Raw genomic sequence first — 24,436 nt, 5'->3', positions numbered from 1 at the left:
AAAGTTGGCTTACGAGAATGGAGCCCGTGGCTCGCCGCGAAGGGCGACGAGCGAGGGTCGGCCGCGGCATCCTCGGTAAATCCCGTAGTGCGCTTGTTGCCGCCATTGGTTTAAAGGGCCGCTATGGACTACGCCAAAACCTTCGCGCAGGCGATCGACCGGCTTCATGCCGAGGGCCGGTATCGGGTGTTCATCGACATCCTGCGCAACAAGGGCGCCTTTCCGAACGCGCGCTGCTTTGCCGGGCATAACGGCCCCAAGCCGATCACCGTGTGGTGTTCGAACGATTACCTGGCGATGGGCCAGCATCCATCCGTGATCGCGGCGATGGAGGAGGCGCTGCACGATGTCGGTGCCGGCTCCGGCGGCACCCGCAACATCGGCGGCAACACCCATTATCATGTCGATCTCGAGGCCGAGCTCGCCGATCTCCACGGCAAGGAAGCGGCTTTGCTGTTCACCTCGGGCTACATTTCGAACGAGGCGACGCTCTCGACGCTCGGCAAATTGCTGCCGGGCTGCGTGATCTTCTCCGACGAACTCAACCACGCCTCGATGATCGCCGGCATCCGCACCTCGGGCTGCGAGAAGCAGATCTTCCGCCACAACGATCTGGCGCATCTCGAAGAGCTGCTCGCCGCCGCCGATCCGGACGTGCCCAAGCTGATCGCGTTCGAGAGCGTCTATTCGATGGACGGCGACGTCGCCCCGATCGCCGACATCTGCGATCTCGCCGACAAGTATAATGCGATCACCTATCTCGACGAGGTCCACGCCGTCGGCATGTACGGTGCCCGCGGCGGCGGCATTTCGGAGCGGGACGCGGTCGCCCACCGCCTGACCATCATCGAAGGCACATTGGGCAAGGCGTTCGGCGTGATGGGCGGCTACATCGCCGCCGACAGGAACATCGTCGACGTGATCCGCTCCTATGCGCCCGGCTTCATCTTCACGACGTCGCTGTCGCCCGTGCTGGTCGCCGGCGCGCTCGCCAGTGTCCGCCACCTCAAGGCGTCCGGCGCCGAGCGCGAGGGGCAGCAGGCCGCCGCCGCGCAGCTGAAGACGATCTTCGCCGACGCCGGGCTGCCGGTGATGGCGTCGACCACCCACATCGTGCCGCTGATGGTCGGCGATCCTGTCAAGGCCAAGAAGATCAGCGACATCCTGCTCGCCGAATACGGCGTCTACGTCCAGCCGATCAACTATCCCACCGTCCCCCGCGGCACCGAACGCCTCCGCTTCACCCCGGGCCCGAGCCACGATACCGCGATGATGCGCGAACTCGCCGAGGCCCTCGTCGAGATCTGGGACCGGCTCGAATTGCGATTGGCTGCCTAAGGCTTCAATTCGCCCTTGATGATGTTCCTGACGAGGGCGTCGTAGCGGGATTGCGCCTTCGCCTTCTCATCCTCGGCCATCGCCGTCATCTTGCCTTTGAGGGCGAGCGCCTCCTCGCGAAATTTGACGTCGGAGATGATCGTCATCAGGTCGAGCAGATCGTCGACGATCGGGTTTTGTCCGCTCTCCCCCATGTGGAAGCGTTTCATCACCTCCGCCGAGGTGACCATCGCAGTGAAGCTTTCGAGTTCGCTCTGGGCGGCGCCGTCGACCGCGATCACGACATAGGGCTGGTCGCCGTCATAGGGCTGGCCATCACTGTCGATGAGACCGGCGCCGGGGCGGAAGCGCAGCCCTTCCAGCCCCGAATTCGCCGACGCGATCACTCGGTAGCCGGCATCGGCATCGGCAAGGCCGGCGATACCGAAATTGAGCTCCTCGGTCGCGTCCCACGACGAATTGCCGCCGCTGATCGCCTTCAGCAATTTGCCGGTCGCCGGCACGATCTGCCCGGCCGCGAGCAGCGCTCCGGCATAGGGCAGGAAGAGCGGGATCTGCGCGGCCGCAGCGAATGCCTCGCCGAGCACGTCCAGGATCGACTCCTCGCGCGGTGCCGAGGCGAGCTCGACGGAGACGACCAATTGCTTGGTTGCGATCGCTTTCTGGTAGGCGATGATCGGCGTGCCGTCCTTGAGCGCGCTCGGCCGCGGCAGGTTGGTGCGTTTGCCCTTCTTCGTCGCGACCCAGTTGAGCGCACGGGCGCTCGCCTTGAACGCGCTCCATTCCTTGACGCCGGAAACGACGGCGATGTCGCCGGTGCCGCCCCCCAGGAAGCCGCCGTTGCTGCCGACCTTGCCCGTGTAGACGTGGCGGATGTCGATCGTCACCGGGCTGCCGAACCGGATCGGGGTGAAGTTCGTCGTCGTCCCGCCACCGGTCGGATCCGCCGCAACTGCTGCGAATTCGAACAATTGACCCGATTCCAGCGCGATGCTCGGCCCGGCATCGTTGCGCGCGCTCGCGCCATGCATCGCGCGGACGAGCTCCGGCGCCTTGGCTGCATATTCACTCTCGGGAACGAGTTGGTCGCCGAGGACACGGAAGACGGCCATGAGGATCCTTTCGATTGCAAGCGTCAGGGGCATCGTCGATGTGCCCCGGCCACGTTCGGCGATCAGGCGTGCAGCCAGAAAGCGTGTTCGGCGAAGCGCTCGCTCTTCCACCAGTCGAGCGTGCTCCGGCCGCGCCGGAAATTGACCGTTCCCGCCTGGCTCTGCACCGGCATCGTCACGGCTCCGGCGGCATTGCGCTTCGCGGTCTCGTCCCCGGTCTCGGGGACCACCGCGACGATGTGTCCCGATCGGCCATCCTGCCGCCGCCGTGCGACGATGAGGCTGACCCCGCCGAGATTGGCGTGGTCCTGGAGCTCGGTTACCGTGGCGGCTCGGCGCCAGCCGAAGCGCTCGCCGAAATCGCGCAGCCAGCGGAAGATGTCGTTGGCCCGGACTTCGTCGACGCTGCTGCCCAGCCGCGGCTGCGGGCTCTGTCCGCGCGCGATCTGGAGCAAGGCAGGCTGCGACCACCACACCCGCGGCAGATAGGTACCGGCAAGGCGGCAATAATCATGGGCGTAGATGTTGCAGAAGGTGGCGCCGTCATGCGGTTGGTAGCGTTTGTGACGCGGATCGTCGGTCGCGAGATAGTCGATGATCGCGTTCAGCTCGTCGCGAAGCCCGGCAGGATCCTCGGCGGCGCGCGCCGGCATCGCCGGTTCGCTCAGCGACCGCGCGCCCGCAATTCCGGTGCGCTTGGTCACCGTTCCGGGTGCCGCGGCCAGATGCGCTTCGGGAATGGGTGCCGGTGCCGCCTCCGCCGATTCACGGACCAGCGCGGGTGCCGGCGCGGCGGCGCGCACCAGCAGACGCTCGGCGACGAAGCCCTGAAACAGCTTTCCGCCGAGCAGCGCCTGGACTTCGATGAAGCCGTTCACGGCGGTGCCGGTGAGCGCGCGCACGACATGGCCGTCGGGCAGGTCGGCACGAACGTTCGCCGTCACCGGATTGCTGATCTTCGCCTCGCTCCTCAACCGCACCGTGTTGGCGTTGGTGTCGACCTGGAAGAACGGGCCGGTTGCGGTGATCGTATCGGCAGGCGGAAGCGTGACCGTGCCGGGGGCAGGGGGACGGACCGGCGGCGCGTTTCCGGTCGGGATCGCCCGCGCCATCGCCATGAAATCGCGGATGGCCTCGCCGTAGAATTTGGTGCCGTCGAAATGCCCCTGCTTCAGATCCCTGGAGGGATTGAAGCCGCCGGTATTGTAGGCGATTGCGACGTGGCAGAATTCGCGGTCGCTGATCGCGCTCCGATCCTGCAGCCGCAAAGTGCGCAGGCCGCGCTTGAGTTCGCCGATCGCGTGCTGGAGCGCATGATCGAAACTCTCATACCGCCTCTCGAGAAAATAGTCCGGATCGGTCAGGAAGAATTGCAGATCATATTGGAACACGCCGAAGCCGTGGCAGAACTTCTTTGTGTTGGTGCGGGCGAAGCGGTAGTCCGGAATGTGCTCGGCCATGTCGAGCAGCGCCTTGCGCGCGATGTCGAACATCTGCGCGCCTTTCGGCACCGCCAGGAGATCGGCCTTGGTACGCGGAAAGGCGCGTCGACCCTTGTCCGCATCGAGCGTGTCGCCGCAACATAACGCCACCACCCGTTCGGGGGTGAGTGAGGCGATCTGCCGCATCGGCCCCCACAAGGATCCGGTCTCCTGACAGGCGATCGCGGTCAGCATGTCCACGTCGAACACGGTGCCTCGCAGCGCCTCCGCCATCCTGGCACCAAAGTTGCTCTTGAACCAAGCGACGTCGGCAGTCTTGACCATGGTACGCCTCCCGAAAACCGAATCGTAATCTCTAGATTTCGCCAAGCTCTCATGGCGGCGTAAATTGTCAATCAGCCATTTTGCCGCCCATGCTAACTGCTATTACTGTATCTCGTTGAGCAAACTTTCAGAAATTATTCGGTCGACGCTCTGGTGTTAAGTGCACCATATTGTATTCGCTTGTCATTTCGGCGTGCAGATGAGGGGCGTGGCTCGTCTGGGCCGCCGTGGCGGTGTCATTGCTTTGGGCATCACCGCCGTTATGGACCAACTTGATGGCGCTCTCCTCCGCTTCGATAGGGCACTCGGCGGCGCCCGGACCGCACATTTCCGCCGGAATCCGTAAATCGCTTCATCGCGGAAAAATAACGGTTCACCGCTGGACCTGTCACTGCGTCTCATGCATGGTCGGGCCTCTTCAGGAGATCGTGAATGCGCAGCTGGCTGCTCCGATTCGGGTTCGTGCTGGCACTGGTGCCGATCGTCGCTTCGGCCGACACGCCCCCGTCCGTGGTCTTCGCCGAACCGGGAACCAACGGCAGCGCGATCACCCGCTTCACCATGCGCTTCTCCGAGGCGATGGTGCCTTTGGGCCAGGGTCTGTCCGGGCGCCCGCCGATCCGCATGGCCTGCAAGGTCGACGGTAAGGGGCGGTGGGTGGATCCCACGACCTATGTGTGGGACTTCGATACGGCACTGCCCGGCGACACGATCTGCACGGCCGAGTTGCGCGACGGCCTCACCACGCTCGATGGAAGCGTCGTCGGCGGCACCCAGCGCTTCGAGATCGACAGCGGCGGGCCGACGCCCAAGGCTGTCCTGACCGGCTCTTCCGGAGACGGCATCGAGGAGGACCAAGCCTTCATCGTTGCCGTCAACGGCCCTGTTGATCGCACCTCGATCGCCCCGAACGTCTATTGCACGGTCGACGGGATCGGCGAGCGGATACCCGTCGATCTGCTTCCGTCCGACACGCCCGGTCGGCTGCTCTCCGAAATGGGCTCGCGCTGGTCCGCCGAGAGCTTCCTCGAAGATGCCGGTCTGCCGAGCCCGCTGCCCGCATCGGCGAAGGAGCGCGACGCCGCGCTCGCCAATGTCGTCGCGCTGAAATGCCGGCGTCCGCTGCCGCCCGGCCGCGACATGGCGCTCGTCTGGGGCAAGAACGTGCGCAGCCCAAGCGGGCGCATTGCCGGCAAGGAGACGCGCCATGATTACGAGGTTCGCACCGCCTTCACCGCGCGGTTGAGCTGCTCGCGGGTCAACGCCAATGCCGGCTGCAATCCGCTGGAGCCCGTCAATGTCCGCTTCAGCGCCGAAGTGCCGCGTGCCAAGGCGCTTTCGCTGCGCCTGGATCTCGGCGGCGGCAAGCTGCAGGCGCCGATCGACAAGGGACGGGAGGCGACCTTGTCCGAAGTCTCGTTCAAGCCGCTTTTGACCCCTGCGATCACGGCGCGGCTGCTCGTTCCCGAAGATCTTCGCGACGAGAGCGGCCGGGCGCTCGCCAACGGCCGCCGCTTCCCGCTTTCGTTCGAGATTTCGGCGACGCCGCCGCTCGTCAAGTTTGCGGCACCGTTCGGCATCCTCGAAGCACGGGAAGGCGGCGTGCTGCCGGTGACGGTGCGCGGCGTCGAGCCCGATCTGCAGCCCAAGATGGTCGGCATCGCGGGGGCGAGCGCGCGCATCGACGCCGACGATCGGGTGATTGCCGACTGGCTGCGCAAAATTGCCAAGGCGCAGGAAGACGACATTCGCGACGAAGGCACGGAGGACAAGCCGAAGGAGGTCAATTACACCGGCACCACCTCGCTGCTGAACGAGGCCGCCGGCGCAAGCGCGATGAGCGTTCCGCTGCCCGGAAAGGGCAAGGAGTTCGAGGTGATCGGGGTGCCGCTCGGCAAGCCCGGTTTCTATGTCGTCGAGCTCGCCAGCCCGGAGCTCGGCCGGGTCCTGCTCGGCCGCCCAGCCACCCGCTACGTCAGCGCCGCGGCTCTGGTCACCGACATGACCGTCCATTTTAAATGGGGGCGCGCGGGGTCGCTCGCCTGGGTGACGTCGCTCAGCGAAGGCAAGCCGGTCGCCGGTGCCGCGATCCGGGTCACCGACAGCTGCAGCGGCGAGCAACTCGCCGCCGGCACCACCGACAAGAAGGGCCGGCTCGCCATCGCCTCCGGCCTGCCGTCGCCGACCAGTCGCTCCGGCTGCGAACATCTCGGCGACAGCTCGCCGCCGCTGATGATCTCGGCCCGCAAGGGGGGCGATTTCTCCTTCACCATGACGCAGTGGAGCGATGGCATCTCGCCGGGCGATTTCGAGCTGCCTTACGGCTGGTCGGAGCCGGAGCCGATTCTCCACACCATCCTCGATCGCACCCTCCTGCGGGCGGGTGAGATGGTGCACATGAAGCACGTCTACCGAATGCCGACCGCAGGCGGGTTCCGCTCGGGCGGCAGCCTTTCCGGGACGCTCGAGCTCAGCCATTCGGGCTCGGACACAACCTATTCGCTGCCGCTTGCGCTGGACGAGGGTGGGATCGGCGAGAGCGAATGGAGCCCGCCTGCAGGCGCGCCGTCCGGCGACTATCAGATCCGGGTGCGGGTCGGGCCGCCACCGTCTTCGGCCGGCGACGACGAAGATGCCGACGACAGCCGCGAGACGATCTACACGGGGCAGTCGATCCGGGTCGAAGATTATCGGCTGCCGACGATGCGGGCCAGCGTCAGCGGCCCCAAGACGGCATCGGTCCGGCCCAGGCAGCTGCCGCTCGATCTCTATGTCGGTTATCTCTCCGGCGGCGGTGCGCGCGGGGCCGCAGTGAAGCTGCGCACCGCCTGGTCGACGTTCGGCGATGCGCCGGACGGCTGGGAAGGCTGGACGTTCGGCGGCCGCCGCATCGTCGAAGGCACGGTTCCGCTCGACGAGGATGGCAGCGACGGCGGCGAGTCCCGCCTGCCGGACGCGGCAACCTTGCCGCTCGCCCTCGACAATGCCGGCGCGCTGCGCACGCCGCTCGAGATGCCGGTTCTCGACGACGATGCGCAGCTTACCGTCGAGATGGACTATCAGGACGCCAATGGCGAAACCCTGACCGCCTCCACGCGAGTGCCGGTCTACGCCTCGGCCGTACGGCTCGGCATTGAATCCGACGGCTGGGTGCAGCGCGCCGGCGACATGCGGCTGAAGGTTGCCGCCCTCACCATCGACGGGCGGCCGATCCGCGGCCAGAAGGTTGCGATCGCGCTGTACACGCGCGAGATCCTGTCGGCACGGCGGCGGTTGATCGGCGGCTTCTACGCCTATGACAATGTCGTCGAGACCAAGCGGATCGCGGCGGATTGCTCCGGCGTCAGCGACGATCACGGGCTGATCCGCTGTCGCCTCGATCCCGGAGTCTCGGGCGAGGTGATTGCGGTTGCCACGACCACGGACACTCTCGGCAACGAAGCCCGGGCGGTCACCTCCCTGTATCTCGCCGGCGAGGACGATTGGTGGTTCGGCGGCGACAATGGCGATCGCATGGACATCATCGCCGACGCCAAGAGCTATCGCAGCAACGACACCGCTCGGATCCAGGTGCGGATGCCGTTCCGCAAGGCCACGGCATTGGTCACGGTCGAGCGGGAAGGGGTGCTGTCCTCGTTCGTGACCGAGATTTCGGGCAAGGATCCGACCATCTCGGTACCGCTCGCGGGATCCTATGCGCCCGACGTCTACGTCTCGGTCATGGCGGTGCGCGGCCGTGTGTCGAGCTGGAAGGTCTGGCTCGCCGAGCTCGCCCAAGAGTGGAACATCCCGTTCCTGAAGCAGGTCGCCAACCCGACCGCCCTGGTCGACCTTGCCAAGCCGAGTTACCGGATCGGCATGACCAGGCTCAAGGTCGGCTGGGAGGGGCATCGGCTCGATGTCGCGGTGCGTGCCGACAAGGAGCGCTACCATGTGCGCGACACCGCCCATGCGATGGTGCAGGTGCGGGGCCCCGGCGGCAAGCCGCCGGCCGACGCCGAGATCGCGTTCGCCGCAGTCGACGAAGCTCTGATGGTGCTCTCTCCCAACGACAGCTGGAAGCTGCTCGATGCGATGATGGGAGAACGGCCGTTGTCGGTGCTGACCTCGACCGCGCAGATGCAGGTGGTCGGCAAGCGGCATTACGGTCGCAAGGCGGTGGCCGCCGGCGGCGGCGGCGGCGGCGGCGGCGATCTGACGGATTTCACCCGCACCGAGTTCAAGCCGGTTCTGCTCTGGAAGGGACGGGTCAGGCTGGACGAGAAAGGCCGGGCCGCGGTCGATGTACCGCTCGCGGATTCGCTGTCCGCTTACCGGCTGGTCGCGATCGCCACCTCGGGCGGCGATCTGTTCGGCACCGGATCGACCCAGATCCGTACCGTCCAGGATCTTACCCTCTACTCCGGATTGCCGCCGCTGGTCCGCTCGGGCGACGAATATGGCGCCACGTTCACCCTGCGCAACGGCAGCGACAGGGCAATGGAGGTCACCGCCAGTGCCGCAGTCGACGGCAAGATCTCGGTCGGCGGGCCCCAGACGGTGATCATTCCGGCCGGCGGCGCCGCGCCGGTCACCTGGCGGCTGACCGCGCCCGACAATGTCGAGACCCTGCGCTGGACGGTGTCGGCGCGCTCGGCCGATGGACGGTCCGCGGACCGGATTCAGGTCGATGAGCAGGTCATCCCCGCCGTTCCGGTGGAAACCTGGGCCGCCACCTATATGCGGGTCGGCGGCGCTCCGTTCAGCCTGATGCCGCCGGCGGGCGCCTTGCCCGGGCGGGGCGGCGTCGAGGTTGCGCTGAGCGATTCTCCGACCCCATCTCTCTCCGGAGTGCGCGCCTATATGAGCGCCTATCCGTTCACCTGCTTCGAGCAGCGCCTGTCGAAGGCGGTTGCGCTCGACGACAAGGCGGCGTGGGCGCGGCAGATGGATGAGCTTCCAGGCTACATGACCCAGGACGGCTTGCTCCGCTACTGGCCGAGCCAGCAGCTGTCCGGCTCGATCGCGCTCACCGCTTATGCCCTGTCGATCACCGCCGACGCCGGCTATCCATGGCCGGACGAGCGGCGCGAGCGGCTGCTCGAGGCGATGAAGGCGGTGGTCAACGGCCGCCTGACCGACGACAATGAGGGGCCCTCCGACATGCGGCTGCTGCGAATGCAGGCGCTCGCCGCGCTCGCCCGCAACGGTCAGGCGACGGCGGAGATGATCGGCCAGGTGGCGATACCGGTGGCGGACATGCCGACGGCCATGCTCGCCGACTGGCTGATCACGCTCGATCATGTGAAGGGCGCGCCGCCGCAGCGCCGTGCCGCCGCCGAGGCGGCGCTCCGCGGCCGCATCGTCTACGAGGGCACCCGGCTCGACATCGTCGACAAGGCGCGGTCGCCCTGGTGGATGATGGTCAGCGACGACGAAATGGCGATGAAGGCGTTGCTCGCGGCGATCGGTCGCCGGGGCTGGGAGGCCGATGCGCCGCGGATGATGATCGGCGTCGCACTTCGCCAGCAGCGCGGACATTGGGATACGACGCCCGCCAACGCCTGGGGGAGCGTGGCGGCACGGCGCTTCGACGCGGCCTATCCGCGCGCCGCCGCCGGCACTACGACCGGCCGCCTGTTGACGCAGACCTTCACCCGTGCCTGGCTGCCGAGCCTGCCGGGGAAAGCGCCCGCACGGCCCGAGCCGATGCTGTTCGCTCTGCCCGCTCGGCCCTCGCCGCTGCTGCTGTCGCACAGCGCCGCGCCCAATCCCTGGGCGACGATCACGATCAAGGCGGCGGTGCCGCTGACCGCGCCGGCTTTCGAGGGCTATCGGATCGCGCGCACGGTGAGCTTCCTCGAGCGCAAGCAGATGGACAGGCTGAGTGCCGGCGACGTGCTCAAGGTCCGCATCGAAGTCGACGCCCCGGTCGATCGCACCTGGGTGGTGGTAGAGGACCCGATCCCGTCGGGCGCTTCGGTGATCAGCGGCAGCGGCGGCCAATCCTCGCTGCTCGCCGCGCAGGGCCGCGGCGGCGAAGGCTGGTGGCCGAGCTACATCGAGCGCAGCAACGAGGCCTGGCGCGCATATTACGGCTGGCTGCCGAAGGGCCGGACCAGCGTCGAATATGTCCTGCGTGTCAACAATAGCGGCCGCTTCCAGCTGCCGCCGACCCGGGTCGAAGCGATGTACTCGCCGGAGATCCATGCCGCCCTGCCGAACCGCACCCTGGTGGTGGCGCCGTGAGGCACGAACAACCTCCCTCCATCCTCCCTGTCGCCGAAGGCGATGGGGAGGGGGACCGCCCGAAGGGTGGTGGAGGGGCCTCGCAGCGCCGCTGGCCCCTCCACCGCCTGCGGCGGTCCCCCTCCCCATGGGCGTTGCCCACAGGGAGGATCGGAAGCTGGCTCCGCCGCCGTCCGTTCGCCTGCGCGGCTGTCGCCCTGCTCGCGGCCGGCGGCCTCGAGGCGTGGACACGGCCGCCGGAGCTGCCGGCTTATGCCAAGGTGAAGGGAGATTGGCGGGCGAGCGAGGCGTGGCTGCGTGGGCGCGACGGGCGGCTGCTGCAGACGGTGCGGATCGATTTCGCGGTGCGGCGGCTGGCGTGGGTGCCGATCGATCGGATCGCGACGCCGCTGCGGGAGGCCGTGATCGCCTCCGAGGATCATGATTTTCCTCGCCATGGCGGGGTCGACTGGAGCGCGTTCGGCGGCTCGGCCTGGGCAGCGCTGCACGGCCGCTCGGCACGCGGCGCCAGCACCATCTCCATGCAGGTCGCCGGCTTCCTTGCGCCCGAGCTCGGCGGCCCGGGCGCGCGCTCGCTGCGAGGCAAGCTGCGCCAGGCGCGCGCCGCGCGGGCGCTCGAGACGGCCTGGAGCAAGGACCAGATCCTCGAGGCCTATCTCAACCTCGCCAGCTTCCGTGGCGAGACCCAGGGCATCGGCGCCGCGGCCCGAGCCCTGCTCGGCCGCGCTCCGGACTCGCTGGGGCGCGAGGATGCTTTGCTGCTCGCCGCACTGCTGCCGGCGCCGCAGGCGAGCTCGGCGACGGTCGGCCGCCGCGCCTGCCGGGCCGGCGGCTTCGCCGACTGCAGCGCGATGATCGCGCGCGCCGAAGCGATGACCGGGCCTAGCCGGCGTCTCGCCGACGATCCCGGCCTCGCGCCGCATCTTGCCTATCGTTTGCTCAAGACGCCGGGGCAGACGATCGCCACGACGATCGATCCGCAGGTCCAGGCTCTGGCGGCAGGCGCGCTGCGGCGCCAGCTGATCGGCCTCGGCAGCGAACGCGCACGCGACGGCGCCGTGATCGTCGTCGACAATGCCACCGCCGAGGTGCTGGCCTATGTCGGCGGGATCGGAGCGGGCTCGACCGCGCCTGCGGTCGACAATGCCGATGCGCTCCGCCAGGCCGGTTCGACCTTGAAGCCGTTCCTCTACGGTCAGGCGATCGAGCGCGGCTTCCTTACCGCCGCCTCGATCCTCGACGATAGCCCTGTCCAGCTCGACACTGCCTCCGGCCTCTACGTTCCGCGCGATTACGACCGCAACTTCAAGGGGGCCGTCAGCGTTCGCACTGCCCTTGCCGCCTCCCTCAACGTTCCCGCGGTCCGCACCTTGCTGCTCACCGGGGTGGAGGAGTTCCGCGATCGTTTGTGGGACATCGGCTATCGCGGCCTTACCCAGGACGGCGAATATTATGGCTACAGCCTGGCGCTCGGTTCCGCGGAAGTGACCCTGCTCCAGCAGGCAGCCGCCTATCGCGCGCTCGCCGATGGCGGCCGCTACCAGCCTCTGCGGCTGAGGGGCGATGAGCCCGGAGGCGCCGCCAGATCGATCGCCGACCCGCTCGCCGCCTGGATCGTCGCCGACATGCTCGCCGACGCCGATGCCCGAGCGGTCACTTTCGGCCTCGATTCCGCCCTGCGTCTCCCATTCTGGGCCGCGGCGAAGACCGGGACGTCGAAGGCGATGCGCGACAATTGGTGCGTCGGCTTCTCCGACCGCTTCACCGTGGCCGTGTGGATCGGCAATTCGGAGGGAGATTCGATGACTCGCGTGTCGGGTACGAGCGGCGCAGCTCCGGTCTGGCGCGACGTCATGCTGGCGCTGCATCGCGGCCAACCGGGTCGTCCGCTGCCTCGCCCCGCCGGCATCGAGCGCCGGGACATCACCTATGCCGAGGCGACCGAGGCGGCACGACCGGAATATTTCCTGCCCGGCACCGCTCAGGCGCGCTTCGGTGCAGCGCCCACCGCCGCGCGGCGGCCGCGGATCACCAATCCGGCCGCCGGCGCCGTCTACGCGCTCGATCCCGACATCCCGCTGCCACGCCAACGCATCCGCTTCCTCGCGTCAGGAACGACCGGCGGCGAGCGGCTGACCCTCGACAATCGCGATATCGGCGCTGCGACCGATGCGCCGATGATCTTGCCCGCTCCCGGCTATCACCGGCTGGCACTGGTCGATGCCGCCGGCAAGGTGCTCGATCGCAGCGTGTTCACGGTGCGTTGAGCGGAACCTCGGCCAGCGGCCGGCGCTTTCCGAGTCAGGAGGAATCGATGATGAACGAGACGGATCGCGGCCCCTTCGAGACCGGCAGCAGCGCGGCGCATGCCGACGATGCCGCAGCCGCGGCGCCCGGTGAGCGCAAACCCGGCGAGGACATCGAACGCCGGCAAGACAAACTGCTCGACGAGGCGGTGGAGGAGACCTTTCCTGCGTCCGATCCGATCTCGCCGGCATCGGCGCGCCCCGCCGACTGAGATCGCGCGGGGCAAGGCGCTCCAAAACAAAGCCGCCGGCGTGGGGGGGCATCCACGCCGGCGGCCGGTTCGCGGCTCGTCAGGACATGCTGCCGTCAGGCGGCGAGGCTGTCCTGGGCCGCGGGCAGGCGAATGAGGTAATCGAAGGCGGAGAGAGCGGCCTTCGAACCTTCGCCCATCGCGATGACGATCTGCTTGTAGGGCACGGTGGTGCAGTCGCCCGCCGCGAAGATGCCGCGCTGCGAAGTCTCGCCGCGATGATCGACTTCGATTTCGCCGCGATTGCTCAGCGCGATCGTATCGCGCAGCCACTCGGTGTTCGGAACAAGCCCGATCTGGACGAAAATGCCCTCCAGGGCGATTTCGTGGATGCTGCCGTGATTGCGATCCTTGTAGACCAGCCCCGTCAATTTCTCGCCGTCGCCGACCACTTCGGTGGTCAGGGCCGATGTGAGCACCTTGACGTTGGGCAGGCTGGCTAGCTTGCGCTGCAGCACCGCGTCGGCACGAAGATCGGAGTCGAACTCGATCAGGGTGACGTGCGCGACGATTCCGGCAAGGTCGATCGCCGCCTCGACCCCGCTGTTGCCGCCGCCGATCACCGCCACGCGCTTGCCCTTGAACAGTGGGCCGTCGCAATGCGGGCAATAGGTCACGCCCTTGTTGCGATACGCGTCCTCGCCCGGGACGTTCATCTGCCGCCAGCGGGCGCCGGTGGAGAGAATCACGGTCCGCGCCTTGAGCGATGCGCCGCCGGCGAGCTTGACCTCGTGCAGGCCGCCTTCGCTGCGCGCGGGGATCAGCTTCTCGGCCTTCTGCAGGTTCATGATGTCGACGTCGTAATCCTTGACGTGCTGCTCGAGCTGGGCGGCGAGCCGCGGACCCTCGGTGTGCGACACCGAGATGAAATTCTCGATCGCCATCGTGTCGAGCACCTGGCCGCCAAAGCGTTCGGCGGCGATGCCGGTGCGGATGCCCTTACGCGCGGCGTAGATGGCCGAGGCCGCGCCGGCCGGGCCGCCGCCGATGACGAGCACGTCGAACGGATCCTTGGCCGCGATCTTCTCGGCCGTCCGCGCTTCCGCGGCGGTGTCGATCTTGGCGACGATCTGCTCGAGCTCCATCCGGCCCTGGCCGAACGTCTCGCCGTTCAGGAACACCGTCGGGACCGCCATCACCTTACGGGCATTGACTTCGTCCTGGAACAAGGCGCCGTCGATCGCGATGTGGCTGATCCGCGGATTGAGCACCGCCATCAGGTTCAATGCCTGCACGACGTCGGGGCAGTTCTGGCAGGAAAGAGAGAAATAGGTCTCGAACGCGTAATCGCCGTCGAGATCGCGGATTTGCTCGATCAGCTCCTGCGCGGCCTTGGACGGGTGACCGCCGACCTGCAGCAGGGCGAGAACGAGCGATGTGAATTCATGCCCCATCGGGATGCCGGCGAAGCGAACCCCGATGTCGGTGCCCTGGCGCCGGATCAGGAAGCTGGGCTTGCGCTCGTCGTCATCGGCCCGGACCAGGCTGACCTTGTCCGAGAGCGACGCGATCTCTTCGAGCAAGCCGTTGAGCTCGACCGATTTCGGGCTGCCGTCGATCGACATGACCAGCTCGATCGGCTGCCGGATATTGGCCATGTAGCCCTGAAGCTGCTGCCTGAGATTGGCGTCCAGCATGGTGATGTGCTCCGATATTAGGTTACTGACGCTGTGTTCGGGGGCGGCAACAGGCCGCCCCCGAAGCTCAAGCCGCGAAGGCTTAGATCTTGCCGACGAGGTCGAGAGAAGGCGCGAGGGTCTCTTCGCCTTCTTCCCACTTGGCCGGGCAGACTTCGCCCGGGTGCGAGCGCACATATTGTGCGGCCTTGACCTTGCGGAGCAGCTCGGACGCATTGCGGCCGATGCCTTCGGCGGTGATTTCCATGAACTGGATCACGCCATCCGGATCGATCAGGAAGGTGCCGCGATCGGCGAGGCCCTGGCCTTCGCGCATCACGCCGAAATTGTTGGTGATCACGCCGCTCGGGTCGCCGAGCATGGTGTAGGTGATCTTCCCGATCGCCGGCGAGGTGTCGTGCCACGCCTTGTGCGAGAAGTGCGTGTCGGTCGAAACGCTGTAGACTTCAACGCCAAGGCGCTGGAATTCGGCATAATTGTCGGCGAGATCCTCGAGCTCCGTCGGGCAGACGAAGGTGAAGTCGGCCGGGTAGAAGACGAACACGGCCCACTTGCCGAGAACGTCCTGGTCGCTGACCTCGACGAACTTGCCTTCCTTGTAAGCCTGCGTCGTGAACGGCTTCAACGTGCTGCCGATAATGCCCATGCGTGTTCCTCCTTGGGGTTGTGGTGCACACGCCATGTGGCGATTTTTCCGCAAAGCACAAATGGGGAGTCCCGATGTCGCTGATCGGAAAACTCGATCGTAGCTAAACGGAGTGACCGATTTCAGCACTCACAGCAGAGAGGCGGAGTGTGGCGCCGAGCGTGGCGCCACGGGCGTGCCAATGAGACCGACCGCGCTGAAGGCGCGGCGGGATGCTGCGGGGCAGCAGGATATTGCTGCTGAGCAGCGGAGCCGGTTCAGGCCGGCAGCAAGGCCTTGAGCCGCGCCAGCCGCAACGGCGGCAGCAATTCGGCCGGATTGTAGCCGGTCTGGAAGGTTGGAACACCCTCTGGAAGCGGCGCCCAGGCCGGCCTCTCGTCGACGAAGATCGCAGCGTCCGGACGCACGGCCGAGGGATCGTCGAGCGTGCCGACGCGAACCGCGGCGCCGATCGGCCCAAGCCGCGGATAATGGCTCCACATCGGGGTGCCGCACTCGGCGCAGCGGAGGATGATCTGAACCCCGTCGCTCCCGGTGCGCAGAGCATGCTCGGTCAGGTTGCCCGAGAGCAGGTCGATCCGATCGCTTTCGATGAATGCGTTCACCGCCGAGCCGGTGCCGGTCTGTCTTTGGCAAAGCCGGCAGTGACAATTGTTGACGAAGATCGGGCAGTCGATCAGCCGGTAACGAACCGCGCCGCAGCCGCAGCCGCCTTCCAGGGCAGGTTTCGTTTCGTCCATGAAACGGGCTCATAGCAGCCGCTGCGCCAATATCCAGCCATCGCCACCGGCAGTCCGCCGCGGCTCACGCCCAGCCGCCGCGAAGCGCGGGCGACGACGGTGGCGGAGGAGACGGTGCCGCATAAGCCGGATCATGGGTGAAAGGCAGATCCTCCCCCGACTTCAGCGCCGCGAGAATGGAGGCAAAATCAGTGGCGCAGCGCAGACCCAGAATGCGTTCCAGCTTGCCGGCATCGTAGACTCGGCCGATCATCTCGGGGAGCTGCCAGCCGCGTTCGGCATAGAGCGCCGGCGCCTCCGGAAAAAGGCGCGCGATCACGCCGGCGGCGTCGCGCTTCAGGACCGCGGCGTCGCAGCGCGAGAAGGGCGTCGGCGCCGAAACTAGAAACGTATCAAAGCCGATTTCCGGTGCCCGCTCCAGCGCCACCAGATGGGCCTGCGCGGCATCCTGCGGCGTAAGGCGGCGATGGAGGAACTCGTTGGCCTTGAGGTTGTCGCCGGAGATTCCGCGTTCGCTGTCATCGTCTTCGGGGAAGAAGCGGCTGGTGCGCAGGATGACGCAGTTCAGACCATGTTCGAGATGATGAAGCCGGCAGAGATTCTCGGCGGCCAATTTGGTGGCGCCGTAGATGTTGCGCGGCTCGAGCGGGCCGGACGTCTCGTCGAGCCAGGCGGCTTCTGCGCCTTCCTCGTCGCGGATCGCCCGATTGATCATCAGCGACGTGGTCGACGTCAGCACGAAGCGGTCGGCGCCCGCAGCGACGGCGGCTTCGAGCAGGTTCAGGGTTCCAGTGACGTTGACATCGACGAAGGCCTGGGCCGGGCGGCGGCCGACGTCGGGCTTGTGCAGCGCAGCCGTGTGGATCACGGCATCGATGCCGTTTTCCGCGAAGATGCGATGGACGAGCCATTCGTCGCACACGCTGCCGACGAGCGCCGTGTCCGGTCCGGGCGCAACGTCCAGCCCGAGCACATCATGCCCCGCGTCCCGCAGCACCGGGGCCAGATGGCGACCGAGCCATCCGGACGCGCCGGTGAGAAGGATCCGCATGGGAACGGAAGTAGCCTGAACGTCGAACATAGCCGGTCTATACATAGAGCCTGTTGCCACTGCGTGTCAGCATCGAAACGCTCACGGGTTCATGATTTGTCCGTCCGCCCGAATCGGAACCCACATCGAAATGTCGCGCGGCTGCTCGAGCAGTTCGGGGAGAGCGGCGTGCCACTCCGCACGATAGGGCCGCTTCAACTGCACTTCGAGAACCTCTTCGTGATCGGCCCAGCTTTCGTGAAGCAGATAGGAAAACGGATCGTCCGGGTGCCGGTGCAGGGTCGCGTTCCGGAAGCTCTCTTCCTCGCGCATCGCATCGAGAACCGCGTCCAGCAGGCGGCGGAAGCGGTCATGCTGTTCCGCCTTCACCTTGAAGCCGACGAGGTAGGTGACGCTCATGATCATTCTCCTGATTGCGGCCTGAACGGCGCCGGGCGCCGCGTCGACAGCGATGAGCGTTCGATAGCGCCCGGTCCGAGCGGCCGCGATTACGCCCGAGGTAATCGTTTCGCCGTCCCGATTCCGGCAGCCTCCCGCTCTCGAACAAGGAGAAGTCATCCCGAATGACGAGGTGATCGTCTATGAGGGGTCGCGCACGGTGTGATGGTGCGCAAGGGCGGCGCGCATCGGAAGGTTCGCCGGTGCGGATCGCGTTCGTAAGAGAGATGGAGGATTGCATGGCTGAGCGGTCTCAGGGCGAGGGGCGAGAAGGGGGCTGCCGCTGCGGCGGCGTGCGCTTTCGGGCGGATTCGGATCCACTGGTTACGATGGCTTGTCATTGCACCGGCTGCCAACGCATGACCGCAAGTGCCTTTTCGCTCAGCACATTGTATCCCAGTGCGACGTTCGAGGTCACGTTCGGGACGCCGGTTCTCGGTGGCTTGCGCGAGGGCACGCGCCACTTCTTTTGCCCGGAGTGTATGAGCTGGATGTTCACGCGTCCCGAGGGCATGGATGCATTCGTCAACGTTCGCTCCACCCTGTTCGACGATGCGCAGGATTACCGGCCGTTCATCGAGACCTGGACTCGGGAGAAGCTTGCCTGGGCAACGACGCCGGCGGCACACAGCTTCGAGGGATTTCCGCCGGAAGATGCCTTTCCGGCTCTTCTCGCAGAATTCGCCGCGACCCGGAGCAGCCCTCAAATGCCGTGAGCGCGATGTCCTTGGCGGCCGATCACCGCTCCCGCCGCCTCACGCAACGCCTGCATGGCCGCGAGGAACGGTGCCGGGCCGAAGCTGATCCGGGCGACTCCCAGAGCGGCGAGCGGCGCAAGATCGGCAGCGAGGTCGAGCACCATGATGTTGACCGGCAGCGGACTGGCGCGGCAGATCCTTTCGATCAGGGCTGGATTGGTGAGGCCTGGCACGAACAGCCCCGCAGCGCCTGCTTCGGCATAGGCTTCGGCTCGCGCCAGCGCTTCATCGACATGGCCGCCATGCTGCTCGGGAGCGCTCGAGAGGAACACGTCCGTGCGGGCGTTCACGAATACCGGCCGGTCGAGCGCCGCCGCTGCATCCACGACCGCCCGGATCCGGGCCGCCTGGTGGTGGATCGCGTAGAGGCCGTCGCCAGTGACGATACGATCCTCGAAGTTGCAGCCCACCGCTCCGGTCTCGAGCAGCGCGCGGGCGTTGGCAGCGACATCGTCCGCGGCCTCGGCATAGCCCGCTTCAAAGTCGACGCTGACCGGCAGGTCGACTGCGGCCACGATCGCGCGAGCGACTTCGAGCGAGGCCGGGAGCGGGAGGATCTCTCCGTCGTCGATGCCGGCGGCCGCCGCGACCGCCCAGCTGCTCGTCGCCAACGCCGGAGCGCCCGCCTGGGCCACGGCCCGGGCACTGGCCGCGTCCCAGACGTTGACCAGCGTCATAGGCGTGCCTGGCTGGTGGGCGGCCGCGAAGCTCGATACCTTTTCCGCGATGGTCATTCCCGAACTCCCCGAAGGTGAATGAGGGCCGTGTCATGGCCGGCGCGGAGGGCTTACGACCCGCTGCAACATCGAAGCTACTACCTGCGAGGTCATGGCGGCTGCGCAGGCCTGCTGCTAACTCGAGGGGCATGAACGGTCTTCCGTCCCTGCTTCCGTCGACTCCGCTCGGAGATCTGCTTCGCGACCTGCGTGCCGCCCATGGCGTCAGTCAGCTCGATCTTGCGCTGCGTTGCGAGATATCGCCGCGCCATCTCAGCTATGTCGAGACCGGCAAGGCACAGCCGAGCCGCGATGTCGTCGAGCGGATCGGCGAGGAACTGGATCTGCCGCTGCGCGACCGCAACGCGCTCTATCTCGCGGCCGGTTATGCACCGCGCTACCGGCAAACCCCGCTCGAGGCACCGGAACTCGCCGTCGTCCGTGAGGCGATCGAGGCGACTCTCGGCCAGCAGGAGCCTTACCCCGCCTTCGTCTTCGATCGCCATTGGACCGTCATGATGGCCAATCGCGGCATGACCGCGCTGATGGAAGGCCTTATTGCGGGTGGCCCGCGCCACGCCAACATCCTCCATCAGATCTTCGATCCGGACGACCTGCGTTCGTTCATAGTCAATTGGGACGAGGTCGCCGGCGATCTCCTCCGCCACCTCCGCCACGAGGTCCAGCGCTCCCCTTATGATCTGGAGGGGCGCGCGTTGCTCGACGCGCTGCTCGCCTATCCGGACATCCCTGCCGCCTGGCACCGCACCAACTTCGCCAACGCGCCGCTGCCGATGGTGCGCACCGTCTTCAAAGGTCCGGAAGGGCCGTTATCATTCCTCTCCACGATGACCCAGTTCGGCACCGCCTGGGATCTCACCATCGAGGAGATTCGGGTGGAAGCGATGCACCCGACCGACGAGGCGACCCGCGCCTGGTGCCGTGCCCAGGCCTGATCGCCAGCGTCAATATTGGCCGTAGCGGCCCTTCACCGACGCGCGCAGCTTCTCGCTGTCATAGCCGATCCCGTCCTTGAAGACGATCTCGACCGCTTCGATGTCGCCGATACGCTGCGACGGATCGCCGCGCACCACGACGAGATCGGCGATCTTGCCCGGCTCGATCGATCCGATCCGGTCTGCGAGGCCCAGATAGGTGGCGCCGTTGAGCGTGCCGATCCTGATCGCCTCGAGCGGGGTGAAGCCGGCCTCGACCAGCAGCATGATCGCGCGCTGATCTCCATATCCGGGAAGGACGTTACCGGCGCCCGTCGGATCGGGGCCGGCGACCAGCAATCCGCCCGCGGCGACAAAGGCCCGTTCGAGCTTTAATTCATTCGCCCAGAGCTTCGCCCGCGCCGCAGCACGGTCCGCCGGTGCCTTGGCGGCAAGCGACCGCAGAGTGAGGTAATCGGAGCGCGCCTGCGGGCTCAGTGCGGCGAGCGCATCCGTGCCGAGCGGCCGGTAGGCGGGCGAACTCGGCTCGAACACCGGCAGGGTGGAAGTGATCGCCACCTTCGCGTCGACGAGCGTCCTGATCAGCGCCTTCGCCTCCGGGCCGTCGGCATCCATGCCCGTCAGGGTGGGAGCGCCGACCGTCGGCGGGCAGAGATCGGGCACCTTGCCTGGATCGTTCTGGGTATTGACCCAGAAGCCGTGCTCGAGATCGTCGATGCCCATCGTCGCGGCTTCGGGATAGGTGACCGAGCAGAGGTGCCCGGTGAGCTTCAGCCCGCGCCGGTGCGCCTCGTCGATCGCGGCCTTCAGCTGCGCGCGGGTGATGTTCATATAGGCCTTGAAGGAGGTCACCCCCTGGTCGGCCCAGAACGCAACCGTCCGTCGTGCATCCTCGGCATCCTTGAGCTGGTGCATCTGGATGAACGGGCTGTTCGGACCTTCGAGATAGGGGCCGGTGACATCCATGTGCGGCCCGGCCAGCGCCCCTGCATCGATTTGCGCCTTGACGTTGAGATCGGTGTACGGCTCGACACTGCCGGTGGTGCGCATCGTCGTGACACCGGCGGCGAGATAGAGACGCGGCGCGCTGAACGTCATCTGCGGGACGAGCGGGCTCGGCACGTCGGCATGGCCGTCGTCGTGAAGATCCGGCCGCGCGATATAGTACATGTGGTCGTGCATGCCGACGATGCCCGGCAGCACCGTGCGTCCAGTCATGTCGATCACGGTGGCGCCGGCGGGAAGGCGCGCGTCGCTCGCCTGGATGCGGGCGATGCGCCCGTCCGCGATTATCAGGGTGCGGTTCTCCAGCGGTTTGGCGCCCGTGCCATCGATGATGCGGACGTGGGTAAGCGCGATCGTGGTGCCGGACACTTTGATGAACGGCGTGACCGCTTTGCCGGGCGCGACCGGCGGCGGCAGGATGCGCGCGCCGACATCGACCCGCTCGGACGGCGCAGCCGCGATCAGGGCGGTAGCCCCAGCGAGCAGGGCGACAAGCTTACGCATCCGCATTCCTCTTATATGCGCTTCTAACGACGGCACCTTAGAAAGCCGGCGTGCGCAAGTCACTTGTCGGCGGGGGATTGCGCCTGCGGATGGTGTGGGACGAGGATCAGAGTGCGGCCCTCGACCCGCCAGGAGACCAGTTTCGATAGAAAGTTCATGCCGATCACGTCGAGATTGCCAAGGCCGGGGGACACGACCACCTTCAGGTCGCGGGCGACGACGTTGCCGAGGCGCAGCTCGTCGATCGTGCCGGTGCGCGCCGGGACAACGCCGTTGGCGGTGCGCATCATCACCGGCACCAGGCCGGCATCCTCATCGATCCCCGCGGCATCGGCGGTGGCTTCCGAGATCGCGGTGACCGTCGCACCGCTGTCCACCAGCATCCGACGCTTGACCCCGTTCAGGGTGACGTTGGCCCAGAAATGCCCGTCCGACGACATGCGCAGCCGAACTTCGCGGCCGACTACCTCCTGACGATCGAGCCCGATCTTGTCGGCAATGCCGGACAGGAAGGGCTGGTAGGGCGCCTGCTGGATCAGCAGGAACAGGCAGAAAGCAAGCAGGGCGAAGGACAAGGCGAAGCGGATCAACCGGCCGATCACCGGAATCCTCTGGATCAGGATGAGCGCGACGGCGGCGATGACCGCGTAGAGCGCAATCTGCTGCCATTCGGCGGTGATCGTGGTCGGCATGATGTCCTTGCAATCGTCCGTTCGCTCAACCGAGAGGCGACGTTTTCGATCCTGCGCTGTTAGAGCTGCGCCTCGCCGCTCAGCACCGGCACGCAGCTGCCGCCGACACTGGCGCGAATGCCGGTGTCCGTGCGGCGGGCGGTGACGTGCAACAGGCTGGGGCGGCCCATCTCGAGACCCTGGCTGATTTCGAACTGCGCCTGATCGTCATCGCTGAGCGAGAGGAGGAGTGCGCCGAGGGTCGCGTTGGCGCTGCCGGTCGCCGGATCCTCCCAGGTGCCGGAGAGGGGTGCGAACATCCGCGCACGGATGCGGTTGCCGTCACGGTGGTAAAGCAGGATCGACAGCCGCTCGGCGGCAGTCAGATCGGTCCCGGCGAGGCGCCGAAAGGCGGTGAGATCCGGGGCAGCCCGCGCCAGCGCGTCTTCGACGATCTCGACGAGCACGAAATCGACGCCGACGCTCGCCCGGACCGGCGCGTGATGGTCGGTCACGATCTGTGCCGGCGAAAGGCCGAGACACGCGGCGATGCCGGCGACCGGAAGGCTCTCCTCGATCTGCAGTGGCTGTGGCGCGTCGATCTCGGCGCCGATCGGCTTGCCGGCGGCATCGCGCGCGATCCGGACCTGGACGAGCCCGGCCAGTTCCTCGAAGCGGAGCACGTCGCTCACATCGGCCGCGAGCGTCGCCAGCACGTATCCGGTGCCGACATTGGGATGACCTGCAAAGGGCATCTCCGCTGTGCGGTGAAAGATGCGCACCCGGGCATTGTTGCCCGGGTCGCTCGGCGGCAGCACGAAGGTGGTTTCGCTATAATTCATCTCTGCGGCCAGCGACTGCATCTCCGTATCGCTGAGGCCCCGCGCGTCGGGAAAGACCGCAAGCTGATTGCCGCCGAAGCGGGTGGCGGTGAACACGTCGACGGTGACGAAAGGAAAGCGGCGCATGAGCAACTCCGGAGACGACGGAGTGGAGATAGGAGATCGTCACGCCTGTGCAACGGACGAGATCAACAGGGCTTGCTCAGTGCATCCAGATAGAGACGGATCTGCGCCGCCTCGGCGGCGGTGTTGGCGAGGCCGATCGCACGGTCGAAGGCTTGCCGAGCCTCCGCGTCGCGGCCGAGGCGCTGGAGGAGGTGGCCCCTCAGTCCATGAAAGTAGAAATAGCCGGTGAGTGCAGGTTCGAGGGGCTCGACCAGCGCCAGCGCGGGTGCCGGTCCCTCCGCCATAGACAGGGCCGCTGCGCGATTGAGCTGCACGACAGGCGACGGGGCGAAAAGCTCCAGCTTCTCGTACAGGGCGGCGATCTGCGGCCAATCAGTATCCTCGAAACGCCGCGCCCGGCTGTGCAGCGCGGCGATGGCGGCTTCGATCTGGTAGCGGCCTGGCCGCGCCGTTCGGAAGGCCTGGGCGAGCAGGACGAGACCTTCGTCGATCATCGGCCGGTCCCATCGGCTGCGGTCCTGATGCTCGAGCAGAATGGGCGCGCCGTCGGCGTCGAAGCGTGCGGCCCGACGGCCATGCTGGAGCAGCATCAAGGCGGTGAGGGCGCCAAGCTCCGGTTCGTTGGGAAACATCGCCGTCAGCAGGCGGCTTAGCCGGATCGCCTCGTCGCAGAGGGGTTCGCGTGCCGAGACATTCTCGCTCGCGGTATAGCCCTCGTTGAACAGCAGATAGAGCATCGCCGCGACGCTGCCGATCCGTTCGGCACGGGCGATCGGCGAGGGCGGCTCGAACGCGACGCCGGCGCGGCTGACCACGCGTTTGGCGCGGGTGATGCGCTGTTCCATTGCGGCATCGCCGATCAGGAACGCGCGGGCGATGCGGGGCAGGCTGATGCCGGAGACGACGCGTAGCGCCAGCGCGATTTGCTGCGCCGGCGCGAGATCGGGATGGCAGCAGATGAACAGCAGCCGCAGCAGGTCGTCGGGATAATGTCCGCGATCGAGTTGCTCCGCAATCTCCGTCTCGGCATCCTCATCGGATGGTGCGATCTCGTCGGGCAGTGCCTGGTAACGGGATGCGGCTCGGATCGCATCGATGCCGCTATTGCGCCCGACGAGGATCAGCCAGGCGAGCGGATTGCGGGGCAGCCCCTTGTCCGGCCAGGCCCGAAGCGCGCGCAAGCAGGCATTCTGAAACGCCTCCTCGGCCTGCTCGAGATCCCGGAAGGTGCGCAGCAAGGCGGCGATCGCCTGCGGACGTGCGCCCGAGAGGATCGTGTCGAGCGAACGTGGGTCGAGCGTCATGGCAGGGTCTCGAAGGGAGGCGGTCCGGCGCGGGCCGGACC

At 66.9% G+C, this 24,436-nt stretch carries 18 protein-coding genes; 6 read left to right on the top strand and 12 right to left on the bottom strand.

From position 1 onward, the window contains the following. Positions 1-123: 123 nt before the first annotated feature. The gene (gene hemA, locus ETR14_RS01255) at positions 124-1,338 is read left to right on the top strand and encodes a 5-aminolevulinate synthase (protein ID WP_129382994.1); all 1,215 of its coding nucleotides are present in this window, start codon (positions 124-126) and stop codon (positions 1,336-1,338) included. Here the strand turns inward: hemA and ETR14_RS01250 are convergent. Both ETR14_RS01250 and ETR14_RS01245 read right to left on the bottom strand, forming a co-directional pair. After that, positions 1,335-2,450, bottom strand: coding sequence for a hypothetical protein (locus ETR14_RS01250; RefSeq protein WP_129382993.1), 1,116 nt, complete (start codon positions 2,448-2,450; stop codon positions 1,335-1,337). The genes hemA and ETR14_RS01250 overlap by 4 nt on opposite strands. Before the next feature lie 62 nt (positions 2,451-2,512). After that, complete coding sequence (locus ETR14_RS01245) at positions 2,513-4,216, bottom strand: hypothetical protein (protein ID WP_129382992.1); 1,704 nt, start codon at positions 4,214-4,216, stop codon at positions 2,513-2,515. Positions 4,217-4,648: 432 nt separating this feature from the next. Here ETR14_RS01245 and ETR14_RS01240 point away from each other — a divergent pair, with 432 nt between their 5' ends. From ETR14_RS01240 to ETR14_RS01230, 3 genes are all read left to right on the top strand, one after another. Then, the gene (locus ETR14_RS01240) at positions 4,649-10,444 is read left to right on the top strand and encodes an alpha-2-macroglobulin (protein WP_129382991.1); all 5,796 of its coding nucleotides are present in this window, start codon (positions 4,649-4,651) and stop codon (positions 10,442-10,444) included. Between the two features lie 134 nt (positions 10,445-10,578). Next, positions 10,579-12,711 carry a penicillin-binding protein 1C gene (pbpC, locus tag ETR14_RS01235; protein ID WP_243455710.1) on the top strand — a complete coding sequence of 711 codons (2,133 nt, stop codon included), beginning with the start codon at positions 10,579-10,581 and terminating at the stop codon, positions 12,709-12,711. A gap of 47 nt (positions 12,712-12,758) precedes the next feature. Next, the gene (locus ETR14_RS01230; protein ID WP_129382990.1) at positions 12,759-12,962 is read left to right on the top strand and encodes a hypothetical protein; all 204 of its coding nucleotides are present in this window, start codon (positions 12,759-12,761) and stop codon (positions 12,960-12,962) included. Positions 12,963-13,057: 95 nt separating this feature from the next. Here ETR14_RS01230 and ahpF read toward each other — a convergent pair whose 3' ends face one another. The 5 genes from ahpF to ETR14_RS01205 all read right to left on the bottom strand — a co-directional run bounded on the left by ahpF (position 13,058) and on the right by ETR14_RS01205 (position 17,474). After that, positions 13,058-14,638 (bottom strand): alkyl hydroperoxide reductase subunit F, encoded by a 1,581-nt coding sequence (gene ahpF, locus ETR14_RS01225; RefSeq protein ID WP_129391136.1) that lies wholly within the window; start codon positions 14,636-14,638, stop codon positions 13,058-13,060. A gap of 82 nt (positions 14,639-14,720) precedes the next feature. Continuing rightward, positions 14,721-15,284, bottom strand: a complete 564-nt coding sequence (gene ahpC, locus ETR14_RS01220) for an alkyl hydroperoxide reductase subunit C (RefSeq protein WP_129382989.1) — start codon at positions 15,282-15,284, stop codon at positions 14,721-14,723. 257 nt (positions 15,285-15,541) lie between these two features. Beyond that, positions 15,542-16,024 (bottom strand): GFA family protein, encoded by a 483-nt coding sequence (locus ETR14_RS01215; protein WP_129382988.1) that lies wholly within the window; start codon positions 16,022-16,024, stop codon positions 15,542-15,544. A gap of 64 nt (positions 16,025-16,088) precedes the next feature. Continuing rightward, on the bottom strand, positions 16,089-17,075 hold the full coding sequence (locus tag ETR14_RS01210) for an NAD(P)-dependent oxidoreductase (protein WP_129382987.1): 987 nt from the start codon (positions 17,073-17,075) through the stop codon (positions 16,089-16,091). An 81-nt stretch (positions 17,076-17,156) separates the two neighbouring features. Then, a complete protein-coding gene (locus ETR14_RS01205) occupies positions 17,157-17,474 on the bottom strand; it encodes a putative quinol monooxygenase (protein ID WP_129382986.1) in 318 nt (105 codons plus the stop codon). Positions 17,475-17,656: 182 nt separating this feature from the next. On the opposite strand from ETR14_RS01205, the gene ETR14_RS29705 reads away from it, so the two are divergent. Continuing rightward, a complete protein-coding gene (locus tag ETR14_RS29705; protein WP_371416734.1) occupies positions 17,657-18,229 on the top strand; it encodes a GFA family protein in 573 nt (190 codons plus the stop codon). Here the strand turns inward: ETR14_RS29705 and ETR14_RS01195 are convergent. After that, positions 18,217-19,005: an isocitrate lyase/phosphoenolpyruvate mutase family protein gene (locus ETR14_RS01195; RefSeq protein ID WP_129382984.1), complete on the bottom strand. Its 789-nt coding sequence runs from the start codon at positions 19,003-19,005 to the stop codon at positions 18,217-18,219. The two genes, ETR14_RS29705 and ETR14_RS01195, sit on opposite strands and share 13 nt — an antisense overlap. A 131-nt stretch (positions 19,006-19,136) precedes the next feature. Between ETR14_RS01195 and ETR14_RS01190 the strand changes: the two genes are divergently transcribed. Further along, a complete protein-coding gene (locus tag ETR14_RS01190) occupies positions 19,137-19,943 on the top strand; it encodes a helix-turn-helix domain-containing protein (RefSeq protein WP_129382983.1) in 807 nt (268 codons plus the stop codon). 9 nt (positions 19,944-19,952) lie between these two features. Here the strand turns inward: ETR14_RS01190 and ETR14_RS01185 are convergent, their stop codons facing one another. The 4 genes from ETR14_RS01185 to ETR14_RS01170 form a co-directional block, all read right to left on the bottom strand. After that, complete coding sequence (locus tag ETR14_RS01185; RefSeq protein WP_243455708.1) at positions 19,953-21,452, bottom strand: amidohydrolase family protein; 1,500 nt, start codon at positions 21,450-21,452, stop codon at positions 19,953-19,955. A 59-nt stretch (positions 21,453-21,511) separates the two neighbouring features. Beyond that, a complete protein-coding gene (locus ETR14_RS01180) occupies positions 21,512-22,144 on the bottom strand; it encodes a TIGR02281 family clan AA aspartic protease (RefSeq protein ID WP_129382981.1) in 633 nt (210 codons plus the stop codon). A 59-nt stretch (positions 22,145-22,203) separates the two neighbouring features. Beyond that, positions 22,204-23,091, bottom strand: coding sequence for a PhzF family phenazine biosynthesis protein (locus tag ETR14_RS01175; RefSeq protein ID WP_129382980.1), 888 nt, complete (start codon positions 23,089-23,091; stop codon positions 22,204-22,206). 62 nt (positions 23,092-23,153) lie between these two features. Continuing rightward, entirely contained in the window at positions 23,154-24,395 is a 1,242-nt protein-coding gene (locus tag ETR14_RS01170) for an RNA polymerase sigma factor (protein ID WP_129382979.1), read from the bottom strand. Positions 24,396-24,436: the final 41 nt, after the last annotated feature.

The organism is Sphingosinicella sp. BN140058, assembly GCF_004135585.1.
GTDB lineage: Bacteria > Pseudomonadota > Alphaproteobacteria > Sphingomonadales > Sphingomonadaceae > Allosphingosinicella.
The sequence above is the reverse complement of the archived record's forward strand: the minus strand, read 5'-3'. Positions and strand labels throughout refer to the sequence as shown.

Excerpts from the sequence above, each read along its gene's own strand:
- hemA (WP_129382994.1), top strand. The coding sequence starts at position 124 with ATGGACTACGCCAAAACCTTCGCGCAGGCGATCGACCGGCTTCATGCC.
- ETR14_RS01250 (WP_129382993.1), bottom strand. The coding sequence starts at position 2,450 with ATGGCCGTCTTCCGTGTCCTCGGCGACCAACTCGTTCCCGAGAGTGAA.
- ETR14_RS01245 (WP_129382992.1), bottom strand. The coding sequence starts at position 4,216 with ATGGTCAAGACTGCCGACGTCGCTTGGTTCAAGAGCAACTTTGGTGCC.
- ETR14_RS01240 (WP_129382991.1), top strand. The coding sequence starts at position 4,649 with ATGCGCAGCTGGCTGCTCCGATTCGGGTTCGTGCTGGCACTGGTGCCG.
- ETR14_RS01230 (WP_129382990.1), top strand. The coding sequence starts at position 12,759 with ATGATGAACGAGACGGATCGCGGCCCCTTCGAGACCGGCAGCAGCGCG.
- ahpF (WP_129391136.1), bottom strand. The coding sequence starts at position 14,638 with ATGCTGGACGCCAATCTCAGGCAGCAGCTTCAGGGCTACATGGCCAAT.
- ahpC (WP_129382989.1), bottom strand. The coding sequence starts at position 15,284 with ATGGGCATTATCGGCAGCACGTTGAAGCCGTTCACGACGCAGGCTTAC.
- ETR14_RS01215 (WP_129382988.1), bottom strand. The coding sequence starts at position 16,024 with ATGGACGAAACGAAACCTGCCCTGGAAGGCGGCTGCGGCTGCGGCGCG.
- ETR14_RS01210 (WP_129382987.1), bottom strand. The coding sequence starts at position 17,075 with ATGCGGATCCTTCTCACCGGCGCGTCCGGATGGCTCGGTCGCCATCTG.
- ETR14_RS01205 (WP_129382986.1), bottom strand. The coding sequence starts at position 17,474 with ATGAGCGTCACCTACCTCGTCGGCTTCAAGGTGAAGGCGGAACAGCAT.
- ETR14_RS29705 (WP_371416734.1), top strand. The coding sequence starts at position 17,657 with ATGAGGGGTCGCGCACGGTGTGATGGTGCGCAAGGGCGGCGCGCATCG.
- ETR14_RS01195 (WP_129382984.1), bottom strand. The coding sequence starts at position 19,005 with ATGACCATCGCGGAAAAGGTATCGAGCTTCGCGGCCGCCCACCAGCCA.
- ETR14_RS01190 (WP_129382983.1), top strand. The coding sequence starts at position 19,137 with ATGAACGGTCTTCCGTCCCTGCTTCCGTCGACTCCGCTCGGAGATCTG.
- ETR14_RS01185 (WP_243455708.1), bottom strand. The coding sequence starts at position 21,452 with ATGCGTAAGCTTGTCGCCCTGCTCGCTGGGGCTACCGCCCTGATCGCG.
- ETR14_RS01180 (WP_129382981.1), bottom strand. The coding sequence starts at position 22,144 with ATGCCGACCACGATCACCGCCGAATGGCAGCAGATTGCGCTCTACGCG.
- ETR14_RS01175 (WP_129382980.1), bottom strand. The coding sequence starts at position 23,091 with ATGCGCCGCTTTCCTTTCGTCACCGTCGACGTGTTCACCGCCACCCGC.
- ETR14_RS01170 (WP_129382979.1), bottom strand. The coding sequence starts at position 24,395 with ATGACGCTCGACCCACGTTCGCTCGACACGATCCTCTCGGGCGCACGT.